The organism is Azotobacter bryophylli, assembly GCF_042643485.1.
GTDB classification, from domain to species: domain Bacteria; phylum Pseudomonadota; class Gammaproteobacteria; order Pseudomonadales; family Pseudomonadaceae; genus Azotobacter; species Azotobacter bryophylli.
Genome location: NZ_JBHRSJ010000022.1, coordinates 199,267 through 214,486 on the forward strand (window position 1 = coordinate 199,267; position 15,220 = coordinate 214,486).

The 15,220-nt window shown below is 69.7% G+C and carries 16 protein-coding genes and 1 pseudogene; 11 read left to right on the top strand and 6 right to left on the bottom strand.

The features are described from left to right. A partial coding sequence (locus ACFOJE_RS12370; protein ID WP_377814659.1) for a nitric oxide reductase activation protein NorD occupies positions 1 to 1,566 on the top strand: 1,566 nt, incomplete at its 5' end. A 54-nt stretch (positions 1,567 to 1,620) separates the two neighbouring features. On the opposite strand, the gene ACFOJE_RS12375 is transcribed toward ACFOJE_RS12370, so the two are convergent. From ACFOJE_RS12375 to ytfE, 4 genes are all read right to left on the bottom strand, one after another. Next, positions 1,621 to 1,812: a DnrP protein gene (locus ACFOJE_RS12375; RefSeq protein ID WP_377814660.1), complete on the bottom strand. Its 192-nt coding sequence runs from the start codon at positions 1,810 to 1,812 to the stop codon at positions 1,621 to 1,623. Positions 1,813 to 1,876: 64 nt separating this feature from the next. After that, entirely contained in the window at positions 1,877 to 2,560 is a 684-nt protein-coding gene (locus tag ACFOJE_RS12380; protein ID WP_377814661.1) for a Crp/Fnr family transcriptional regulator, read from the bottom strand. A 60-nt stretch (positions 2,561 to 2,620) separates the two neighbouring features. Further along, on the bottom strand, positions 2,621 to 3,118 hold the full coding sequence (locus ACFOJE_RS12385) for a DnrO protein (RefSeq protein ID WP_377814662.1): 498 nt from the start codon (positions 3,116 to 3,118) through the stop codon (positions 2,621 to 2,623). Positions 3,119 to 3,172: 54 nt separating this feature from the next. Next, complete coding sequence (ytfE, locus tag ACFOJE_RS12390) at positions 3,173 to 3,847, bottom strand: iron-sulfur cluster repair protein YtfE (protein WP_377814663.1); 675 nt, start codon at positions 3,845 to 3,847, stop codon at positions 3,173 to 3,175. Positions 3,848 to 3,993: 146 nt separating this feature from the next. Between ytfE and norR the strand changes: the two genes are divergently transcribed. From norR to ubiT, 4 genes are all read left to right on the top strand, one after another. Further along, positions 3,994 to 5,526 (top strand): nitric oxide reductase transcriptional regulator NorR, encoded by a 1,533-nt coding sequence (norR, locus tag ACFOJE_RS12395; RefSeq protein ID WP_377814664.1) that lies wholly within the window; start codon positions 3,994 to 3,996, stop codon positions 5,524 to 5,526. A gap of 207 nt (positions 5,527 to 5,733) precedes the next feature. Next, complete coding sequence (ubiU, locus tag ACFOJE_RS12400) at positions 5,734 to 6,729, top strand: ubiquinone anaerobic biosynthesis protein UbiU (protein ID WP_377814665.1); 996 nt, start codon at positions 5,734 to 5,736, stop codon at positions 6,727 to 6,729. A 14-nt stretch (positions 6,730 to 6,743) separates the two neighbouring features. After that, the gene (locus tag ACFOJE_RS12405; protein WP_377814666.1) at positions 6,744 to 7,634 is read left to right on the top strand and encodes a U32 family peptidase; all 891 of its coding nucleotides are present in this window, start codon (positions 6,744 to 6,746) and stop codon (positions 7,632 to 7,634) included. Continuing rightward, positions 7,628 to 8,137 (top strand): ubiquinone anaerobic biosynthesis accessory factor UbiT, encoded by a 510-nt coding sequence (gene ubiT, locus ACFOJE_RS12410; RefSeq protein WP_377814667.1) that lies wholly within the window; start codon positions 7,628 to 7,630, stop codon positions 8,135 to 8,137. The genes ACFOJE_RS12405 and ubiT overlap by 7 nt, the downstream gene beginning before the upstream one ends. A 180-nt stretch (positions 8,138 to 8,317) precedes the next feature. Here ubiT and ACFOJE_RS12415 read toward each other — a convergent pair whose 3' ends face one another. Both ACFOJE_RS12415 and ACFOJE_RS12420 read right to left on the bottom strand, forming a co-directional pair. Continuing rightward, the gene (locus ACFOJE_RS12415) at positions 8,318 to 8,713 is read right to left on the bottom strand and encodes a putative zinc-binding protein (protein ID WP_377814668.1); all 396 of its coding nucleotides are present in this window, start codon (positions 8,711 to 8,713) and stop codon (positions 8,318 to 8,320) included. Between the two features lie 92 nt (positions 8,714 to 8,805). Continuing rightward, positions 8,806 to 9,480, bottom strand: a complete 675-nt coding sequence (locus ACFOJE_RS12420) for a Crp/Fnr family transcriptional regulator (RefSeq protein ID WP_377814669.1) — start codon at positions 9,478 to 9,480, stop codon at positions 8,806 to 8,808. A 228-nt stretch (positions 9,481 to 9,708) separates the two neighbouring features. Between ACFOJE_RS12420 and ACFOJE_RS12425 the strand changes: the two genes are divergently transcribed. The 6 genes and pseudogenes from ACFOJE_RS12425 to ACFOJE_RS12450 form a co-directional block, all read left to right on the top strand. Next, complete coding sequence (locus tag ACFOJE_RS12425) at positions 9,709 to 11,745, top strand: ribonucleoside triphosphate reductase (RefSeq protein ID WP_377814703.1); 2,037 nt, start codon at positions 9,709 to 9,711, stop codon at positions 11,743 to 11,745. Next, positions 11,742 to 11,912, top strand: coding sequence for an anaerobic ribonucleoside-triphosphate reductase (nrdD, locus tag ACFOJE_RS12430; protein ID WP_377814670.1), 171 nt, complete (start codon positions 11,742 to 11,744; stop codon positions 11,910 to 11,912). The genes ACFOJE_RS12425 and nrdD overlap by 4 nt, the downstream gene beginning before the upstream one ends. Then, positions 11,909 to 12,604 carry an anaerobic ribonucleoside-triphosphate reductase activating protein gene (locus ACFOJE_RS12435; protein WP_377814671.1) on the top strand — a complete coding sequence of 232 codons (696 nt, stop codon included), beginning with the start codon at positions 11,909 to 11,911 and terminating at the stop codon, positions 12,602 to 12,604. Before nrdD ends, ACFOJE_RS12435 begins: the two co-directional genes overlap by 4 nt. Positions 12,605 to 12,711: 107 nt before the next feature. After that, complete coding sequence (gene moaB, locus ACFOJE_RS12440; protein ID WP_377814672.1) at positions 12,712 to 13,260, top strand: molybdenum cofactor biosynthesis protein B; 549 nt, start codon at positions 12,712 to 12,714, stop codon at positions 13,258 to 13,260. Further along, a complete protein-coding gene (locus tag ACFOJE_RS12445) occupies positions 13,257 to 14,474 on the top strand; it encodes a molybdopterin molybdotransferase MoeA (protein WP_377814673.1) in 1,218 nt (405 codons plus the stop codon). The genes moaB and ACFOJE_RS12445 overlap by 4 nt, the downstream gene beginning before the upstream one ends. Positions 14,475 to 14,627: 153 nt before the next feature. Next, positions 14,628 to 15,220: pseudogene (locus ACFOJE_RS12450) on the top strand (alginate export family protein); the annotation flags it as partial.

The window sequence follows — 15,220 nt, forward strand, 5'->3', positions numbered from 1 at the left end:
CTGCCGCCGAACCTGGCGGTCTACCCCGAGGCGGAGCTGAACCGGGAGCTCTACCGCTGGCTGGCGCTGCTGGCCGCCCAGGCCGGGCCCATGCGCCACTGGGGGCGGGACAATCAGCGCTGGGCGAAGGAGCTGCTGGCGCGCTATCCGGCCCTGTATCCGCGCTACCGGCGGCTGGTCGAGGCGCACCTCGCGCTGCGCCCCGATCCGGCCGGCCTGCCGGCGGACGAGGCCGCCCTGGAGCGGGCGCTGCGCCAGGCCCTGGTCGAGCCTGGCAGCGTCGAGCGGTTTCCGCGCAGCGAGCGCGCGCCGTGGCCGCTGCCGCTCTGGCTGTATCCGCCGGAGCGTCTCGACGAGCCCCAGGCCGGCGATCTGGACGAGGAGGACGAGGGCAGCCTCAAGGCGCCGTCTTCCGGCGAGCGGCTGGCGCCCAAGCGCGCCAGCCGGGTCGAGGAGAACACCGGCAAGGGCGGGCTGCTGCTGTTCCGCCTGGAGAACCTGTTCAGCTGGTCCGAGCACGTGGACCTGGATCGCTGCGGCGACGACAGCGAGGACCTGGACGCCGCCCGCGTCGCCGAGGATCTCGACGAGTTGGCCCTGTCGCGCCAGCGCCTGCGCAAGGGCGGCGGGCTCAAGCTGGATCTGGACCTGCCGCCGGCCGAGGCCGACGACCTGCCGCTGGGCGAGGGCATCCGGCTGCCGGAGTGGGACTACCGCCGGCAATGCCTCAAGGAGGATTTCGTCACCCTGCAGACGATGCTGCCGCGCGGCGCCGAAGCGCGGGGCCTGCCGGATCGCCTGGCGCCCCTGGCGCGGCGCCTGCGCCGGCAGTTCGAGCATCTCAGAAGCGAGCGCCAGTGGCTGCGCCAGCAGCCCCAGGGCTCCGAGCCGGACCTCAAGGCCTGGCTGGACTTCCACGTCGAGCGCCAGCACGGCGCCTGCGCCGAGCGCGGCCTGTTCCTCGAACAGCGGCAGAACCGCCGCGACCTGGCCTGCCTGCTGCTGGCCGATCTGTCCATGTCCACCGACGCGCACCTGGACGATACGCACCGGGTGATCGAGGTGATCGGCGACAGCCTGCTGCTGTTCGGCGAGGCGCTGTCGGCGGTGGGCGACAAATTCGCGCTGTACGGGTTCTCCTCCCTGCGCCGCCAGCAGGTGCGCCTGCAGGAGCTGAAGGGCTTCAACCAGCGCTACGACGACCTCATCCGCGGTCGCATCCAGGCCATCAGCCCCGGCTACTACACGCGCATGGGCGCGGCCATCCGCCAGGCCACCCGCCTGCTCGGCCAGTGCCGGCAGCGGCGCCGGCTGCTGCTGCTGGTCACCGACGGCAAGCCCAACGACCTGGACCTGTACGAAGGACGCTACGGCGTGGAGGACACCCGGGCGGCGGTGCTGGAAGCCCGCCGCGAAGGCCTGCTGCCGTTCTGCATCACCATCGACCGCGAGGCCGGCGACTACCTGCCGTACATGTTCGGCGCCAACGGCTACACCCTGATCCACCAGCCGCAGCAGCTGCCGTTCCGGCTGCCGCAGCTGTACCGGCAGCTCACGCAGGCCTGAGGCCGGCGCGCATATGAGGAGGAGAAGGAGGGGGACGGCCGGGAAAGCGGGATATCAGCCGATATCCCGCGGCAGCCAGAAGAACATCGCCACGCAGAACAGGGTCAGCGCGACGCAGAACCAGAGGAAGCGACGCTGGCGCCGCTCGGGCGCGCCGTCGGCGCGGAGGGGGAGGGCCATGCCGCAGTGGCGGCATTCGCTTTCCCCGGCCGGGTTCTCCTCCCGGCAGTACAGACATTTGGGCATGACGCGGGCTCCCGGGGGCGCAGAGTGGCGCAGCCCGCGGGCCGCGCCGGGGATGGCGGTCGCCTCACTCGAACTGTTCGAGGCGCTGGCGGTCGCGGATGGTGATCTGTCGGCCTTCCTGGTCGATGATCTCCTCGTCGATCAGCCGGCGGATGATCCGCGAGAAGGTTTCCGGCTGGATCGACAGGTGCCCGGCCACCAGTTGCTTGGCCATGGGCAGTTCGAAGGAGTTGCCGCCGTCCTTGAGCCGCGAGAGCTGGGTCAGCAGGTAGCGCACCACCCGGTGGGTGGCGTTCTTCAGCGACAGGGTCTCGATCTCGTTGATCCGCTGGTGCAGGCGCACGCTGAGCTTGCCGAGCAGGGCGAAGGCCAGCCGGTTGTTGTTCTGCAGCAGGCGCATGTAGACGCTGTTGGACAGCCGGTAGACCTGGGTCGGGCCGATCGCCTGGGCCGAAGCCACGTAGTTGGGCGTGTCCATCAGCATCATGGCCTCGGCGAAGGTATGGCGGTTGCCGATGACCTCGAAGACCTTTTCCTGGCCGTCCGGGGTCAGGCGGTAGATCTTCACCGCCCCGGAAATCACGAAATAGAAGGCGCTCGCCGGCTCGCCCTGGTGGAACAGGATGTCGCCCTTGTCCAGGTTGAGCAGTTGGCTGGCATCCATCAGCTCGTCCAGCTCGGCCTCGCTCAGCGGCTCGAACAGGTGATGGCTGCGAAGAATCTGGTGGTGTACGCGATGAAGCACCATGCAAGGCATCCTTTTTCTGAGTAAGTAAAGCAGATCGAACGGCGCCGCCCCGGCGCGGAATCAGGGGCGGGCGGAGACTTCCGGGCCGCTCCACTGCGGGTCGTCGAAGAGTTCGGGGTAACGCGCTAGCGCGGCGAGAATGCGTTCGCCGGCCCGCTCGCGTTCAGCGGCGCGGGGCAGGGCCTCGGCGCCCTGCAGCAGCTCGGTCAGCACGCCGTGCAGGGCGGCGTCGGCCCGCGGCGGCAGCGTGCAGTGCTCGATCATGAAGGCGGTGGCTTCCCGGATCTCCCGGCTCAGCGCGCTCGCCTGGGCATCGCCGACGGGGCCCGGCAGGGTCTGCAGGGCGGCCCGGCGAATGCGCGCCATGCCGCTGCGCAGGGGCAGGTCGGTGGCCCATTTGCCGGCCGGCGCCTGCACCCCGGCGGCGGCCGGCGCGTGATGATGGTGGCCCTCGGCGGCCCAGGCCGTGCCGACGACGAAGCTCAGGGCGAAGCTGCTGGCCAGGGCCAGCATCAGGGCCAGCGCCAGGCTCCAGAAGAGCGGTTGGAGAACTTTCACGGTTCGGCTCCTTGGGCGCGACGGCGGGCCGGGAACCCGCCGACTGCGGCGGGTTCAGGCGTTGGCCGGGGCATCGGCGAAGAGGATGTTGTTCTCCAGGTGGATGTGCAGCATCAGGTCTCGGCGCAGCTCCTCCAGCCCGCGGTAGAGCGCGCGCCAGGTATTGCAGGCGTTCTCCGGCGCGGTGATGTCGTCGGTCAGCGCGGCCAGGCGCGCCAGGGCGGCGCCGTGCTGGTCGTGCTCGAAGCGCATCACCGAGATCGGTCCCTGCACCTGGGGCGCCGGGAAGCCCTGCCGCAGCAGCGGGAAGAGGATGTGCTCCTCCTTGCACATGTGGCTTTCCAGCTCCTGCTGCATGTGCCAGAGATGCTCGGCCAGGCCGTTGGGACAACCGGGGCGGCCGCCGTGGACCTGCTCGACGCGACTGGCCAGGCGGATCAGCTCCGGCAACTGCTCGCGGTGGCGCTCGTGGAAGCGTTCGAGGATGTAATCGATCAGCACCTGCGCCGGCTCGCCGCGCCAGTCGGTCTCGTCGCCGCTCGCCGGCTCCAGGGATTCGAGGAGCCGGGCGATCTGCTCGGCGTCCAGGCCGCGGCGTATGGCCGAGTCGCGCAGGCTCTGGTCGCCGCCGCAGCAGAAGTCCAGCTTGTACTGGTGGAACACGCGGGTGGCGCCGGGGATGGAGCAGGCCAGGCTGCCCAGGGTTTGGTCGATCAATGCGCTGGTCATGGTGCTATCTCCAGAGAGGGACACCCTAGAACGGCAAAGCCTGTGCCATCGCTAACCTATTGATTTCAAAGGGTTTGCGTACTGGTGCTGGTAAAAAATACCGCCGAGCTTTAGGGTAGTTAAAACCTTGCAGGGTATTAATCACCATGATGCAGGAAACCCTTCTGGCCGATCTGGCCGCCGATCTGCACCACACGGTGCGCCTGCAGCGGCTGGTGCAGACGCTGCAGGAGCGCTTCCGCTGCGGCGCCGTGGTGCTGCTGCGCCTGGACGACGACAGCCTGCGACCGCTGGCGGCGGTCGGGCTGGTCCAGGAGGCGCTCGGCCGGCGTTTCGTGGTGGCCCAGCACCCGCGCCTGGCGGCGATCCTCTCGCAGCGCCAGCCGGCCTGGTTCGAGCCGGACAGCCGCCTGCCGGACCCCTACGACGGCCTGCTCGCCGAGCATGCCGGCGAGCCGCTGCCGGTGCATGACTGCATGGGCGTGAGCCTCTATCTCGAAGGCCGGCTGTGGGGCGCGCTGACCCTCGACGCGCTGCACGCCGGCACCTTCGACGAGCAGGCCCGGCGCGACCTGCAGCGCTACGCCCTGATCGTCGAGGCGGCGGTGCGCATGACCCGCCTGGAGCAGGAGAACCGCAGCCTGCGCCTGGCCCGCAGCGATGCCCTGGAAACCACGCTGATCGCCGACGACGGCGAGATCCTCGGGCACAGCGCGGTGATCCGCGAGCTGCTGCACGAACTCAAGGTGGTGGCCGACTCCGAGCTGCCGGTGCTGCTGCTGGGCGAAACCGGGGTCGGCAAGGAGCTGTTCGCCCGCTGGCTGCATCGTCATTCGCGGCGGCGCAACAAGCCTCTGGTGCACGTCAACTGCGCCGCGTTGCCCGAGTCCCTGGCCGAGAGCGAGCTGTTCGGCCATGTGAAGGGCGCCTTTTCCGGCGCCACCACCGACCGTCCGGGGCGCTTCGAGGCGGCCAACGGCGGCACCCTGTTCCTCGACGAGGTGGGCGAGCTGCCGCTGACGGTCCAGGCCAAGCTGCTGCGCACCCTGCAGAACGGCGAAATCCAGCGCCTGGGTGCCGACAAGCCGCGCCAGGTGGATGTGCGGATCATCGCCGCGACCAACCGCAACCTGCGCGAAAGCGTGCGCGACGGGCTGTTTCGCGCCGATCTCTACCATCGCCTGTCGGTCTACCCGGCGCCGATTCCGCCGCTGCGCGAGCGGGAGAACGACGTGCTGATCCTCGCCGGGCATTTCCTCGAACTCAACCGCGCCCGCCTGGGGTTGCGCAGCGTGCGCCTGTCGCCGGCGGCGGAGCGGGCCCTGCTGGCCTACGCCTGGCCGGGCAACGTGCGCGAACTGGAGCACGTGATCAGCCGCGCCGCCCTACGCCTGCTGAGCCGCGGTGCCTCCCGGGGCGAGATCCTGACCCTGGAGCCGGAACTGCTCGACCTGGAGAGCGCCGCCCTGGACGGCCCGGCGCCTGGCGTCACGGCCGCGGCCACGCCAGCGGCGGAGACCGCACTATTGCCGCTGCGCGAGGCCATCGACGCCTGCCAGCGCGATGCCATCGGCCGGGCGCTCGAAGCCAGCGGCGAGAACTGGGCGCAGGCGGCACGCCTGCTGGAGCTCGACCCGAGCAACCTGCACAAGCTGGCGCGGCGACTGAAGATGAAGTGAGAGGCTGCGGAAAAACTCCCGCGCTTCTCCCGTAGCGCGTCTTGCCGCGAACTCCTGGAGGCAGTCTCGCGACGGCACTCGATCTTTTCACAACCTCTGAGGCGACCGCCGGTCGCACCCCATCCGCCGGTGCGTCTTGACGGCCATCAATGCCGAATGGCGGCCGGCTTCCTAGAGTGCGGGCTTCTTCCGGTTCAGGAGTCAGCCATGCAACTGGTCTGCCCGGCAGGTAGTCTGCCCGCGCTCAAGGCCGCCGTCCGGCAGGGTGCCGACGCGATTTACGTCGGCTTCCGCGACGACACCAACGCCCGCCATTTCGCCGGCCTCAACTTCGACGAGAAACAGCTCGACAAGGGTCTGCAGCTGATCCGCGAGCAGGGGCGCGAGCTCTACGTGGCGGTCAACACCTACCCGCAGCCCCAGGCCTGGAGCCGCTGGCAGCGGGCCGTGGACCGGGCCGCCGACCTCGGCGCCGATGCGCTGATCTGCGCCGACCCCGGGGTGCTGGCCTACGCCTGCCGGCGCCATCCCAACCTCAAGCTGCATCTGTCGGTGCAGGGCTCGGCCACCAATGCCGCGGCCCTGGCCTTCTACCAGGAACGCTACGGCATCCGCCGCGCGGTGCTGCCGCGGGTGTTGTCCCTCAAGCAGGTGAAGCAGGTGGCCGCCGGCAGTCCGGTGCCGATCGAGGTGTTCGCCTTCGGTAGCCTGTGCATCATGGCCGAGGGCCGCTGCCATCTGTCCTCCTATCTCACCGGCGACTCGCCGAACCTCTGCGGCGTCTGCTCGCCGGCCAAGGCGGTGCGCTGGAGCGAGGAACCCGAGGGCCTGACCTCGCGCCTGAACAACGTGCTGATCGACCGCTACGGCGCGGGCGAGTCGGCCGGCTACCCGACCCTGTGCAAGGGCCGCTTCCTGGTCAACGGCCAGCGCTTCCATGCCCTCGAGGAGCCCACCAGCCTGAACACCCTGGACCTGATCCCGGAACTGGCGGCGATCGGCGTCAGCGCCATGAAGATCGAGGGCCGCCAGCGCAGCCCGGCCTACGTCGAGCAGGTCACCCGGGTCTGGCGCGCGGCGCTGGACAGCTACCTGAAGGCACCGCAGCGCTATGCTGTGCAGCCCGGCTGGCGCGAGGTGCTGGCCGGCCTGTCGGAAGGCTCGCAGACCACCCTGGGCGCCTATCACAGGGCCTGGCAATGAACGGGGAAGCCAACATGAAACTCAGCCTCGGGCCCGTGCTGTTCTACTGGGAGCGCAAGAAGCTGCTGGATTTCTATGCCGACATGGCCCGCCAGCCGCTGGACGTGATCTACCTGGGCGAGACCGTCTGCTCCAAGCGCCGCGACATGCAGCTGGGCGACTGGCTGGAACTGGCCCGCGACCTGGCCCGCACCACCCCGGCCCAACTGGTGCTCTCCGGTCTGACCCTGGTCGAGGCCGCCTCCGAGCTGGCCGCCCTGCGGCGGCTGTGCGACAACGGCGAGCTGCTGGTGGAAGCCAACGACATGGGCGCCGTGCAGTATCTGGCCGGCAAGGGCCTGCCCTTCGTCGGCGGGCCGGCGCTGAACCTGTACAACGGCTACGCCCTGGCCGAACTGGTCAAGAGCGGCATGATCCGCTGGGTGCCGCCGGTGGAAGCCTCCGGCGCGCTGATCAGATGCGCCCGCGAGCAGCTCGTGGAATTGGGCGTGCAGCTGCCGGCCATCGAGATCTTCGCCTACGGCTATCTGCCGCTGGCCTACTCGGCGCGCTGCTTCACCGCCCGCGCCGAAAACCGGCCCAAGGACGACTGCCAGTTCTGCTGCCAGAACTATCCAGAGGGCATTCCGCTGCTCAGCCAGGAAGGCGAGCCGATCTTCACCATCAACGGCATCCAGACCCTGTCCGCGGCGGTCAGCAACCTGCTGGCCGACTACTCCGCCCTGGTCGACAGCGGTGCCGACATCCTGCGCCTGAGCCCGCGCGCGGCCGGCATGGCGGAGGTGATCGCCGCCTTCGACATCGTCCGCAACGGAGCCATGCCGCCGTTGGCCGTGGACGGCTGCAACGGCTACTGGCACGGCGAGCCGGGCATGCTGCGCGCCGAGGAGGCCGGACTGTGCTGAACCCCCGTACCCATCTGCTGAAACTGGGCGAGCGGCTGCTGCCGCTGGCCGCCCGCACCCCCTTCCTGCTGCAGCGCCTGGCGCTGGAGCGCAGCCTCAACCAAGTGCTCGCCGAGCCGCTGGGCGAGGGCGCCTTCGAGGCCCTGGAGGGCCGCTGGATGCGCCTGGAGGTCGCCGATCTGCAGCTGGCCTGGTGCCTGACCTGCACCCGCGGCCGGCTGCGCATCGCCGCGCGGGCGCCGTTCGAGGTGTGCATCCGCGGCAACTGGCGCGAGTTCCTGCTGCTAGCCAGCCGCCAGGAAGACCCGGACACCCTGTTCTTCCGTCGCCGCCTGGTCATCGAAGGGGATACCGACCTGGGCCTGGCGATCAAGAATCTGATCGACAGCCTCGATCCGGACAATCTGCCGGTCTGGCTGTGGAGGCTCATCCAGGGGGCGGGAGAGGAGGTGGCCCAGGCCGCTGGCAGCGCCGCCGCCGGACGCACCCAGCCGGCCGGCTAGTGCAGTGGGGGGGGTGGCCGCGCAGCGTCACCCACCGTCGGCAAGGTGGAAACTGCTGCGCAGTTTTCCGTGGGTGGCCCTCCATGGGGTGTCCGTCCACCTCACGAAGAGCATCCGATAGGGTGGGTGATCGTGCAGCACCACCCGCCTGGAGCCGATGCCGGACAGGCGGGGGAAGGCCTAGCCGGCCTCGCGCTGGCGGCGCTGCATGCGGTCGCTGGCGATGATGTTCTTCATCTCCTGGTACAGGGCTTCAGCCTCGGTCGGGGTGCAGTCGGTGCGGAAGCGCTTGCGCAGGCCGTAGCGGTTGAGGGTGACGTGCACGTCGGCGCTGACGCCCTGCTGCGCCAGGGAGGCTTTCACGCAATGCAGCGGGCAGCCGTCGATGGCGAGGATCGGCCGGCCGGATCTGGCGGTGCTCACCAGCGGGGCGACGCCGCCGCCGACCCCGGCGATGCAGGACATCTCCGCCAGCTCCTCGCGGTCCAGGCGCATGGCGAGGGTGTTGGCCAGCTGCGCCACGTTGGAGCAGCCCGAGCAGGAATAGACGAGGGGCAGTTGGTCTGGCTTGGACATGGGTTCTCCCGTCGTGGTCAAGAAAGGCAGCAGTATCCCCAGCAGGGCGGCGTTTTAACTTGATGACCGTCAAGAACGCCCGGGCGCTGCCGCTAGTCGCAGTAGGCCGCCAGGCTCTGCGGGTCGATGATCTCGATGCGCCGCCGCTGCACGCTGATCAGCCCGGCGTCGGTCAGCCGGTGCAGGATGCGCGAGAAGGTCTCCGGCTGGATGCCCAGCTTGGAGGCGATCAGTCGCTTGGGCACGTCCAGCATGACCTCGCCGCATTCCTGCTGCGTCTGGGACAGGAAACGCACCACGCGGCGGCTGGCGTTGCCCAGGGTCAGGGTGTCGATTTCGTTGAGCCGCTGGTGCAGGCGCATGGTGAGGATGCCGAGGATGTCCAGGCAGATGCCCGGATGCTCTTCCAGCAGGCGCCGGTAATGGGCGCCGTGCAGGCTGGCCACCAGCGTGCTCTTGAGCGCGGTGGCGCTCACCGGATAGGTCGGCGCCCCGACGAACAGCAGGGCCTCGGCGAAGGAGTCGCCGGCGCGCATCACTTCCACCAGCTTCTCCTGGCCGTCGCTGGCCACCCGGTGCAGCTTCACCTGACCGCTGAAGATGAAATAGAAACGCTCGGCCTTGTCCCCCCGATGGAACAGCGCGGCGCCGGCGTTCAGGCGCTTGGCGTAGGCCAGGGCGCACACCTCCTGCATCGCCGAATCCGGCAGGCGGCTGAACAGATGGTGGCGGCGCAGCTCCGCGATGAGGGACTTCTCGCTCAGCATGGTTCCTCCTCAGAATTCAGGTCCGAATATTGCGGGAGTGCATCCTAGGGGCTGGCCGGCGGGCCATTCCTTGACCGTGGACAATTCCGCCGGCCCGCCCCTCGCCCCGCCTGACCAGGCGCCCGGGCGAATTGACGATGGTCAATTCGAAATTCGCCGTCAGCCCCTACATTCACAGCATCTTGTGTTTGATATGCGTTCAAGGGGCAATATATGGTGATTTCCGGCATGGCGGGCGAACAGGTGCGGAGCGCTGTCCCGCTCACGCTGCGCAAGCGCGACGGCCGCCTGGTGGCGTTCGAACCGGACAAGATCGGCAGCGCCATCCGGGCGGCCGGGGAGGCGACCGGCGAGTTCGACGACCAGGCCGTCCAGGCGCTGGCCGAAGCGGTCGTGGCCCGCCTGCAGGCGCAGCCGGATCTGGACGTGGAAGCGGTGCAGGACCGCGTCGAGCGGGTGCTGATGGAGGCCGGCTACTACGCCACCGCCCGCGCCTACATCGTCTACCGCGAGCGCCACGGCCGCCTGCGCCGCGACCGCAAGTCCCTGGTCGACGTCGCCGCGTCGATGAACGAATACCTGTCCCGCGAGGACTGGCGGGTGCGCGCCAACGCCAATCAGGGCTACTCCCTGGGCGGGCTGATCCTCAACGTCTCCGGCAAGGTCACCGCCAACTACTGGCTGGACGAGGTCTACAGCCCGCAGATCGGCGCCGCCCACCGCGAGGGCGACCTGCACATCCACGACCTGGACATGCTCGCCGGCTACTGCGCCGGCTGGTCCCTGCGCACCCTGCTCAACGAGGGGTTCAACGGCATTCCCGGACGGGTCGAGGCGGGGCCGCCCAGGCACCTGTCCAGCGCCCTGGGGCAGATGGTCAACTTCCTCGGCACCCTGCAGAACGAGTGGGCCGGCGCCCAGGCCTTCAGCTCCTTCGATACCTACCTCGCGCCCTTCGTGCGCAAGGACCAGCTGGGCTACGAGGAGGTCCGCCAGGCGATCCAGGAGTTCATCTACAACCTCAACGTACCGTCGCGCTGGGGCACCCAGACGCCCTTCACCAACCTGACCTTCGACTGGGTCTGCCCGCAGGACCTGCGCGAGCAGATCCCCTACATCGGCGGCGAGGAGATGCCCTTCGCCTACGGCGACCTGCAGGCCGAGATGGGGCTGATCAACCGCGCCTACATCGAGGTCATGCAGGCCGGCGACGGCCTGGGACGGGTGTTCACCTTCCCGATCCCTACCTACAACATCACCCACGACTTCCCCTGGGACAGCGAGAACGCCGACCTGCTGTTCGACATGGCCGCGCGTTACGGTCTGCCGTACTTCCAGAACTTCCTCAACTCGGACATGCAGCCCAACCAGGTGCGCTCCATGTGCTGCCGTCTGCAGCTGGACGTGCGCGAACTGCTCAAGCGCGGCGGCGGCCTGTTCGGCTCGGCCGAGCAGACCGGCTCGCTGGGCGTGGTGACCCTCAACTGCGCGCGCCTGGGCCATCGCTTCCGCGGCAACCGGGCCGGGCTGTACCGGCGCCTGGACGAGCTGCTGGATCTGGCCCGGCAGAGCCTGGAGGTCAAGCGCAAGGTGATCCAGCACCACATGGACGCCGGCCTCTATCCCTACACCAAGCGCTACCTGGGGACCCTGCGCAACCACTTCTCCACCATCGGCGTGAACGGCCTGCACGAGATGGTGCGCAACTTCACCGACGATGCCGAGGGCATGCACACCCCGGCCGGACGGGCCATGGCTCTGGAGCTGCTCGACCACGTGCGCAGCCGCCTGGTGCTGTTCCAGGAGGAGACCGGGCACCTCTACAACCTGGAGGCGACGCCGGCCGAAGGCACCACCTACCGTTTCGCCCGGGAGGACAAGAAGCGCTTCCCCGGCATCCTCCAGGCCGGCACCCCGGAGGCGCCGTACTACACCAATTCCTCGCAGCTGCCGGTGGGCTTCACCGACGACCCCTTCGAGGCGCTGGAGCTGCAGGACGAACTGCAGTGCAAGTACACCGGCGGCACCGTGCTGCACCTGTACATGGCCGAGCGGATCTCCTCGGCCCGGGCCTGCAAGGCTCTGGTGCGCAACGCCCTCGGCCGCTTCCGCCTGCCGTACCTGACGGTGACGCCGACCTTCTCCATCTGCCCGGTGCACGGCTACCTGGCCGGCGAGCACGAGTTCTGCCCGAAATGCGACGATGCGCTGCTGCTCGAGCAGGTCGCAACCCCTTCATTCACCCAAGAGGAGCAACACCCATGAACCAAGCCAGCCAACTCCCCCAGGAACTGCGCCAGCGTTGCGAAGTCTGGACCCGCGTGATGGGCTACCACCGCCCGGTCAGCGCCTTCAACCCGGGCAAGCAGTCCGAGCACCACGAGCGTCGGCATTTCACCGAGCAGGCGGCCGGGCTTGCCGCCACGGCATGAGCCAGGCGCTGCGGGTCGGGGGGCTGGTCCCCCTGACCACCCTGGACTTCCCCGGGCATCTGGCCTGCGTGCTGTTCTGCCAGGGGTGCGGCTGGCGCTGCCGCTACTGCCACAATCCCCAGCTGATCCCGAGCCGGAGCGAGGCGGAGCATCCCTGGGCGGATGTGCTGTGCTTCCTGCGCCAACGCGTCGGCCTGTTGGAAGCCGTGGTCTTCAGCGGCGGCGAGCCGACCCTGCAGGCGGCGCTGCACTCGGCCATGGAGCAGGTCCGGGCGCTGGGCTTCAAGGTCGGCCTGCACAGCGCCGGGATCAAGCCGGCGCTGCTGAAGAAGGTGCTGCCGCTGGTGGACTGGGTCGGCTTCGACATCAAGGCGCTGCCCGAGGACAGCGCCGCGATCACCGGCGTCGAGGGCAGCGGCAGGGCCAACTGGCGCAGCCTGGAGCTGCTCGTGGACAGCGGCGTGGACTTCGAGTGCCGCACCACGGTGCACTGGCAGCTGTTCGACGCCGGACGCCTCGAGCGCCTGGCCGAACGCCTGCGCGCCGCCGGCGTGGAGCGCTACGCCGTGCAGTGCGTGCGCACCGCGCGGATGCTCGATGGCGACCTGGCGGACGCGCCGGCGCCGCACGACCAGCAGCGCCTGTGGGAACGCCTCGGCCGGCTGTTTCCCTCGTTCACCCTGCGCGGCTGAGCCGCAGCCTCGTACCCCCAACGCCCCGGGCCTATCACCTTGGAGGAATAGGCCCGGGAGGATGCGCGGGCGCAGACTGCGACGAGCGCATTGCAAGAGGATTCATCATGGCCCACCTGGCTCAGCAGGATTTCCAGTCGCTGCGTATCGCGGTCCTGACCGTCAGCGACACCCGCACCTTCGAAACCGACACCTCCGGGCAGACCCTGCAGGAACTGCTGGTGGAGACCGGGCACTGCCTGGCCGACCGCGCCCTGGTGGTGGACGACATCTACCGGATCCGCGCGCAGCTTTCCGCCTGGATCGCCTCGGCCGAGGTCCAGGTGGTGCTGATCACCGGCGGCACCGGTTTCACCGCCCGGGACAACACGCCCCAGGCCGTCGCCCCCCTGCTGGACAAGCAGGTGGACGGCTTCGGCGAGCTGTTCCGCCAGGTCTCGGTGGCCCAGATCGGCACCTCCAGCCTGCAGTCGCGGGCCCTGGCCGGCTTCGCCAACGGCACCCTGGTGTTCTGCCTGCCGGGCTCGCCGAACGCCTGCCGCACCGCCTGGACCGAGATCCTCCGCGAGCAGCTCGACAGCCGCACCCGCCCGTGCAACTTCGTGCCGCACCTCAAGAGCCTGGCCCCGGTCGAGCCCTGCGGGAGCCGGTCATGAGCGGCTGCGGCTGCGGCGGGGGCGATCTCAGGCCGGTGGACGAGGCCGTCGCCCTGCTGCTGGAGCGGGCACCGCAGGCGCCCGCCGTCGAGTGGGTGCCTCTCTCCGAGGCGCTGGGACGGGTGCTGGCCGAGGAGCAGTTCGCCGCCATCGACCTGCCGGCCTGGGACAACAGCGCCATGGACGGCTACGCCCTGCGCGCCGCCGACGTCCCGGCGCAGGGCGCGAGCCTGCCGCTGGCCGGGCGCATCGCCGCCGGCGAGGCGGGATCGACGCCCCTGCCGGCCGGCCATGCCGTGCGCATCTTCACCGGCGCGCCAATCCCGCCGGGGGCCGATACCGTGGTGCCCCAGGAACGCTGCGAGGCGATGCCCGGCGAGGTGAGGGTGCCGCCGGTGCAGCTCGGCGACCACGTGCGCCGCAGGGGCGAGGAAGTCCGCCGCGGCGAGCCCTTGGTCGAAGCCGGCAAGCGCCTGCGCCCGCAGGAGCTGGGCCTGCTGGCCAGCGTCGGCATCGCTCGGGTGCCGGTTCATCGGCGTCTGCGCGTGGGGCTGCTGAGCAGCGGCGACGAGCTGCGCGAGCCGGGCGAGCCGCTGGGCCCGGGCCAGATCTACAACGCCAACCGCTACACCCTCTGCGGCCTGCTGCGCAGCCTGGGGCTGGACGTGCAGGATTACGCCGTGCTGGTCGACGAGCTGGCCGCCAGCCGCGACGCCCTGAGCCTGGCGGTTTCCGAGTGCGACGTGCTGGTCAGCTCCGGCGGCGTCTCGGTGGGCGAGGAAGACCACCTGAAGAACGCCATCCGCGAGCTGGGCGAGCTGCACCTGTGGCGCCTGGCGATCCAGCCCGGCAAGCCGCTGGCCTACGGCGAGATCGACGGCAAGCCCTGGCTCGGCTTGCCGGGCAATCCGGCGGCGGCGCTGATCACCGCGCTGGTGGTGATGCGGCCCTTCCTGCTGCGCGCCCAGGGCGTGCGCGAGGTCCTGCCGGCGCCGCTGGCGCTGCCCGCCGGCTTCGCCTGGCCGCAGCCGCGCAGCCGGCGCCAGTACCTGCGCGCGCGTCTCGAGGCGGGCAGGGTGGTCCTGCACCCGGACCAGGGCTCGGCCATGCTCCGGGCGGCCAGCTGGGCCGACGGCCTGGCGCTGGTGGAGATCGGCCAGACCCTGGAGGAGGGACAGCCGGTGGCATTCCTGCCGTTCGCCGAACTGAGCTAGACGGAGCCGCCTGCGGGCGGCTCCCACGCAAAGCACCCTCTGCACCCGTTACCGGCGGAGACCGGCGGCCGGCGCTTTGCCGGCCACGGGAGTGCATCGTTCGATTCGTCTTGCCGTGCGACACATCCCATCCACCTTCCAGGACAGAACAAGATGCGTTCGCCCAAGCCGCTGCTGTGTCCTCTGCTGCTTCTCCTGGCCATGCCGGCCGCCGCAGCCGGGACAGAGGCTTTTTCCAACATCTTCACCCAAGGCAAGGCCTACCTCGACCTGCGCTACCGCTACGAGCACGTCGATCAGGACAACGGCCTCAAGCATGCCGACGCCAACACCCTGCGCACCCGGGTCGGCTACCAGACCGGGCGCCTGTACGGCTTCTCCGCCCTGATCGAGCTGGACAACGTCGCCCGCCTGGGCGAGGCCGACTACAACGACACCCGCAACCACAACACCCGCTACCCGGTGGTGGCCGACCCCGACGGCAGCGAGGTCAACCAGCTGCTGCTGCGCTACGACCACCAGTACGGCAGTGCGGTATACGGCCGCCAGCGCATCGAGCTGGACAACCAGCGCTTCGTCGGCGGCGTCGCCTGGCGGCAGAACGAGCAGACCTACGACGGCTTCCTCGGCCAGCTCAAGCCCCTCGACAAGCTGACCCTGACCTACGGCTACCTCGACAACATCAACACGCCCTTCGGCCCCGACGGCCAGCACGGCTACCCGACCAACCCGGCCAACATCGAGGG

Bases quoted from the DNA above. Each gene is read 5' to 3' on its own strand.
- ACFOJE_RS12425 (WP_377814703.1), top strand. From the start codon at position 9,709: ATGGCGGGCGAACAGGTGCGGAGCGCTGTCCCGCTCACGCTGCGCAAG.
- ACFOJE_RS12380 (WP_377814661.1), bottom strand. From the start codon at position 2,560: ATGGTGCTTCATCGCGTACACCACCAGATTCTTCGCAGCCATCACCTG.
- ACFOJE_RS12445 (WP_377814673.1), top strand. From the start codon at position 13,257: ATGAGCGGCTGCGGCTGCGGCGGGGGCGATCTCAGGCCGGTGGACGAG.
- ACFOJE_RS12420 (WP_377814669.1), bottom strand. From the start codon at position 9,480: ATGCTGAGCGAGAAGTCCCTCATCGCGGAGCTGCGCCGCCACCATCTG.
- nrdD (WP_377814670.1), top strand. From the start codon at position 11,742: ATGAACCAAGCCAGCCAACTCCCCCAGGAACTGCGCCAGCGTTGCGAA.
- ACFOJE_RS12435 (WP_377814671.1), top strand. From the start codon at position 11,909: ATGAGCCAGGCGCTGCGGGTCGGGGGGCTGGTCCCCCTGACCACCCTG.
- moaB (WP_377814672.1), top strand. From the start codon at position 12,712: ATGGCCCACCTGGCTCAGCAGGATTTCCAGTCGCTGCGTATCGCGGTC.
- ubiU (WP_377814665.1), top strand. From the start codon at position 5,734: ATGCAACTGGTCTGCCCGGCAGGTAGTCTGCCCGCGCTCAAGGCCGCC.
- norR (WP_377814664.1), top strand. From the start codon at position 3,994: ATGATGCAGGAAACCCTTCTGGCCGATCTGGCCGCCGATCTGCACCAC.
- ACFOJE_RS12415 (WP_377814668.1), bottom strand. From the start codon at position 8,713: ATGTCCAAGCCAGACCAACTGCCCCTCGTCTATTCCTGCTCGGGCTGC.
- ACFOJE_RS12375 (WP_377814660.1), bottom strand. From the start codon at position 1,812: ATGCCCAAATGTCTGTACTGCCGGGAGGAGAACCCGGCCGGGGAAAGC.
- ACFOJE_RS12405 (WP_377814666.1), top strand. From the start codon at position 6,744: ATGAAACTCAGCCTCGGGCCCGTGCTGTTCTACTGGGAGCGCAAGAAG.
- ytfE (WP_377814663.1), bottom strand. From the start codon at position 3,847: ATGACCAGCGCATTGATCGACCAAACCCTGGGCAGCCTGGCCTGCTCC.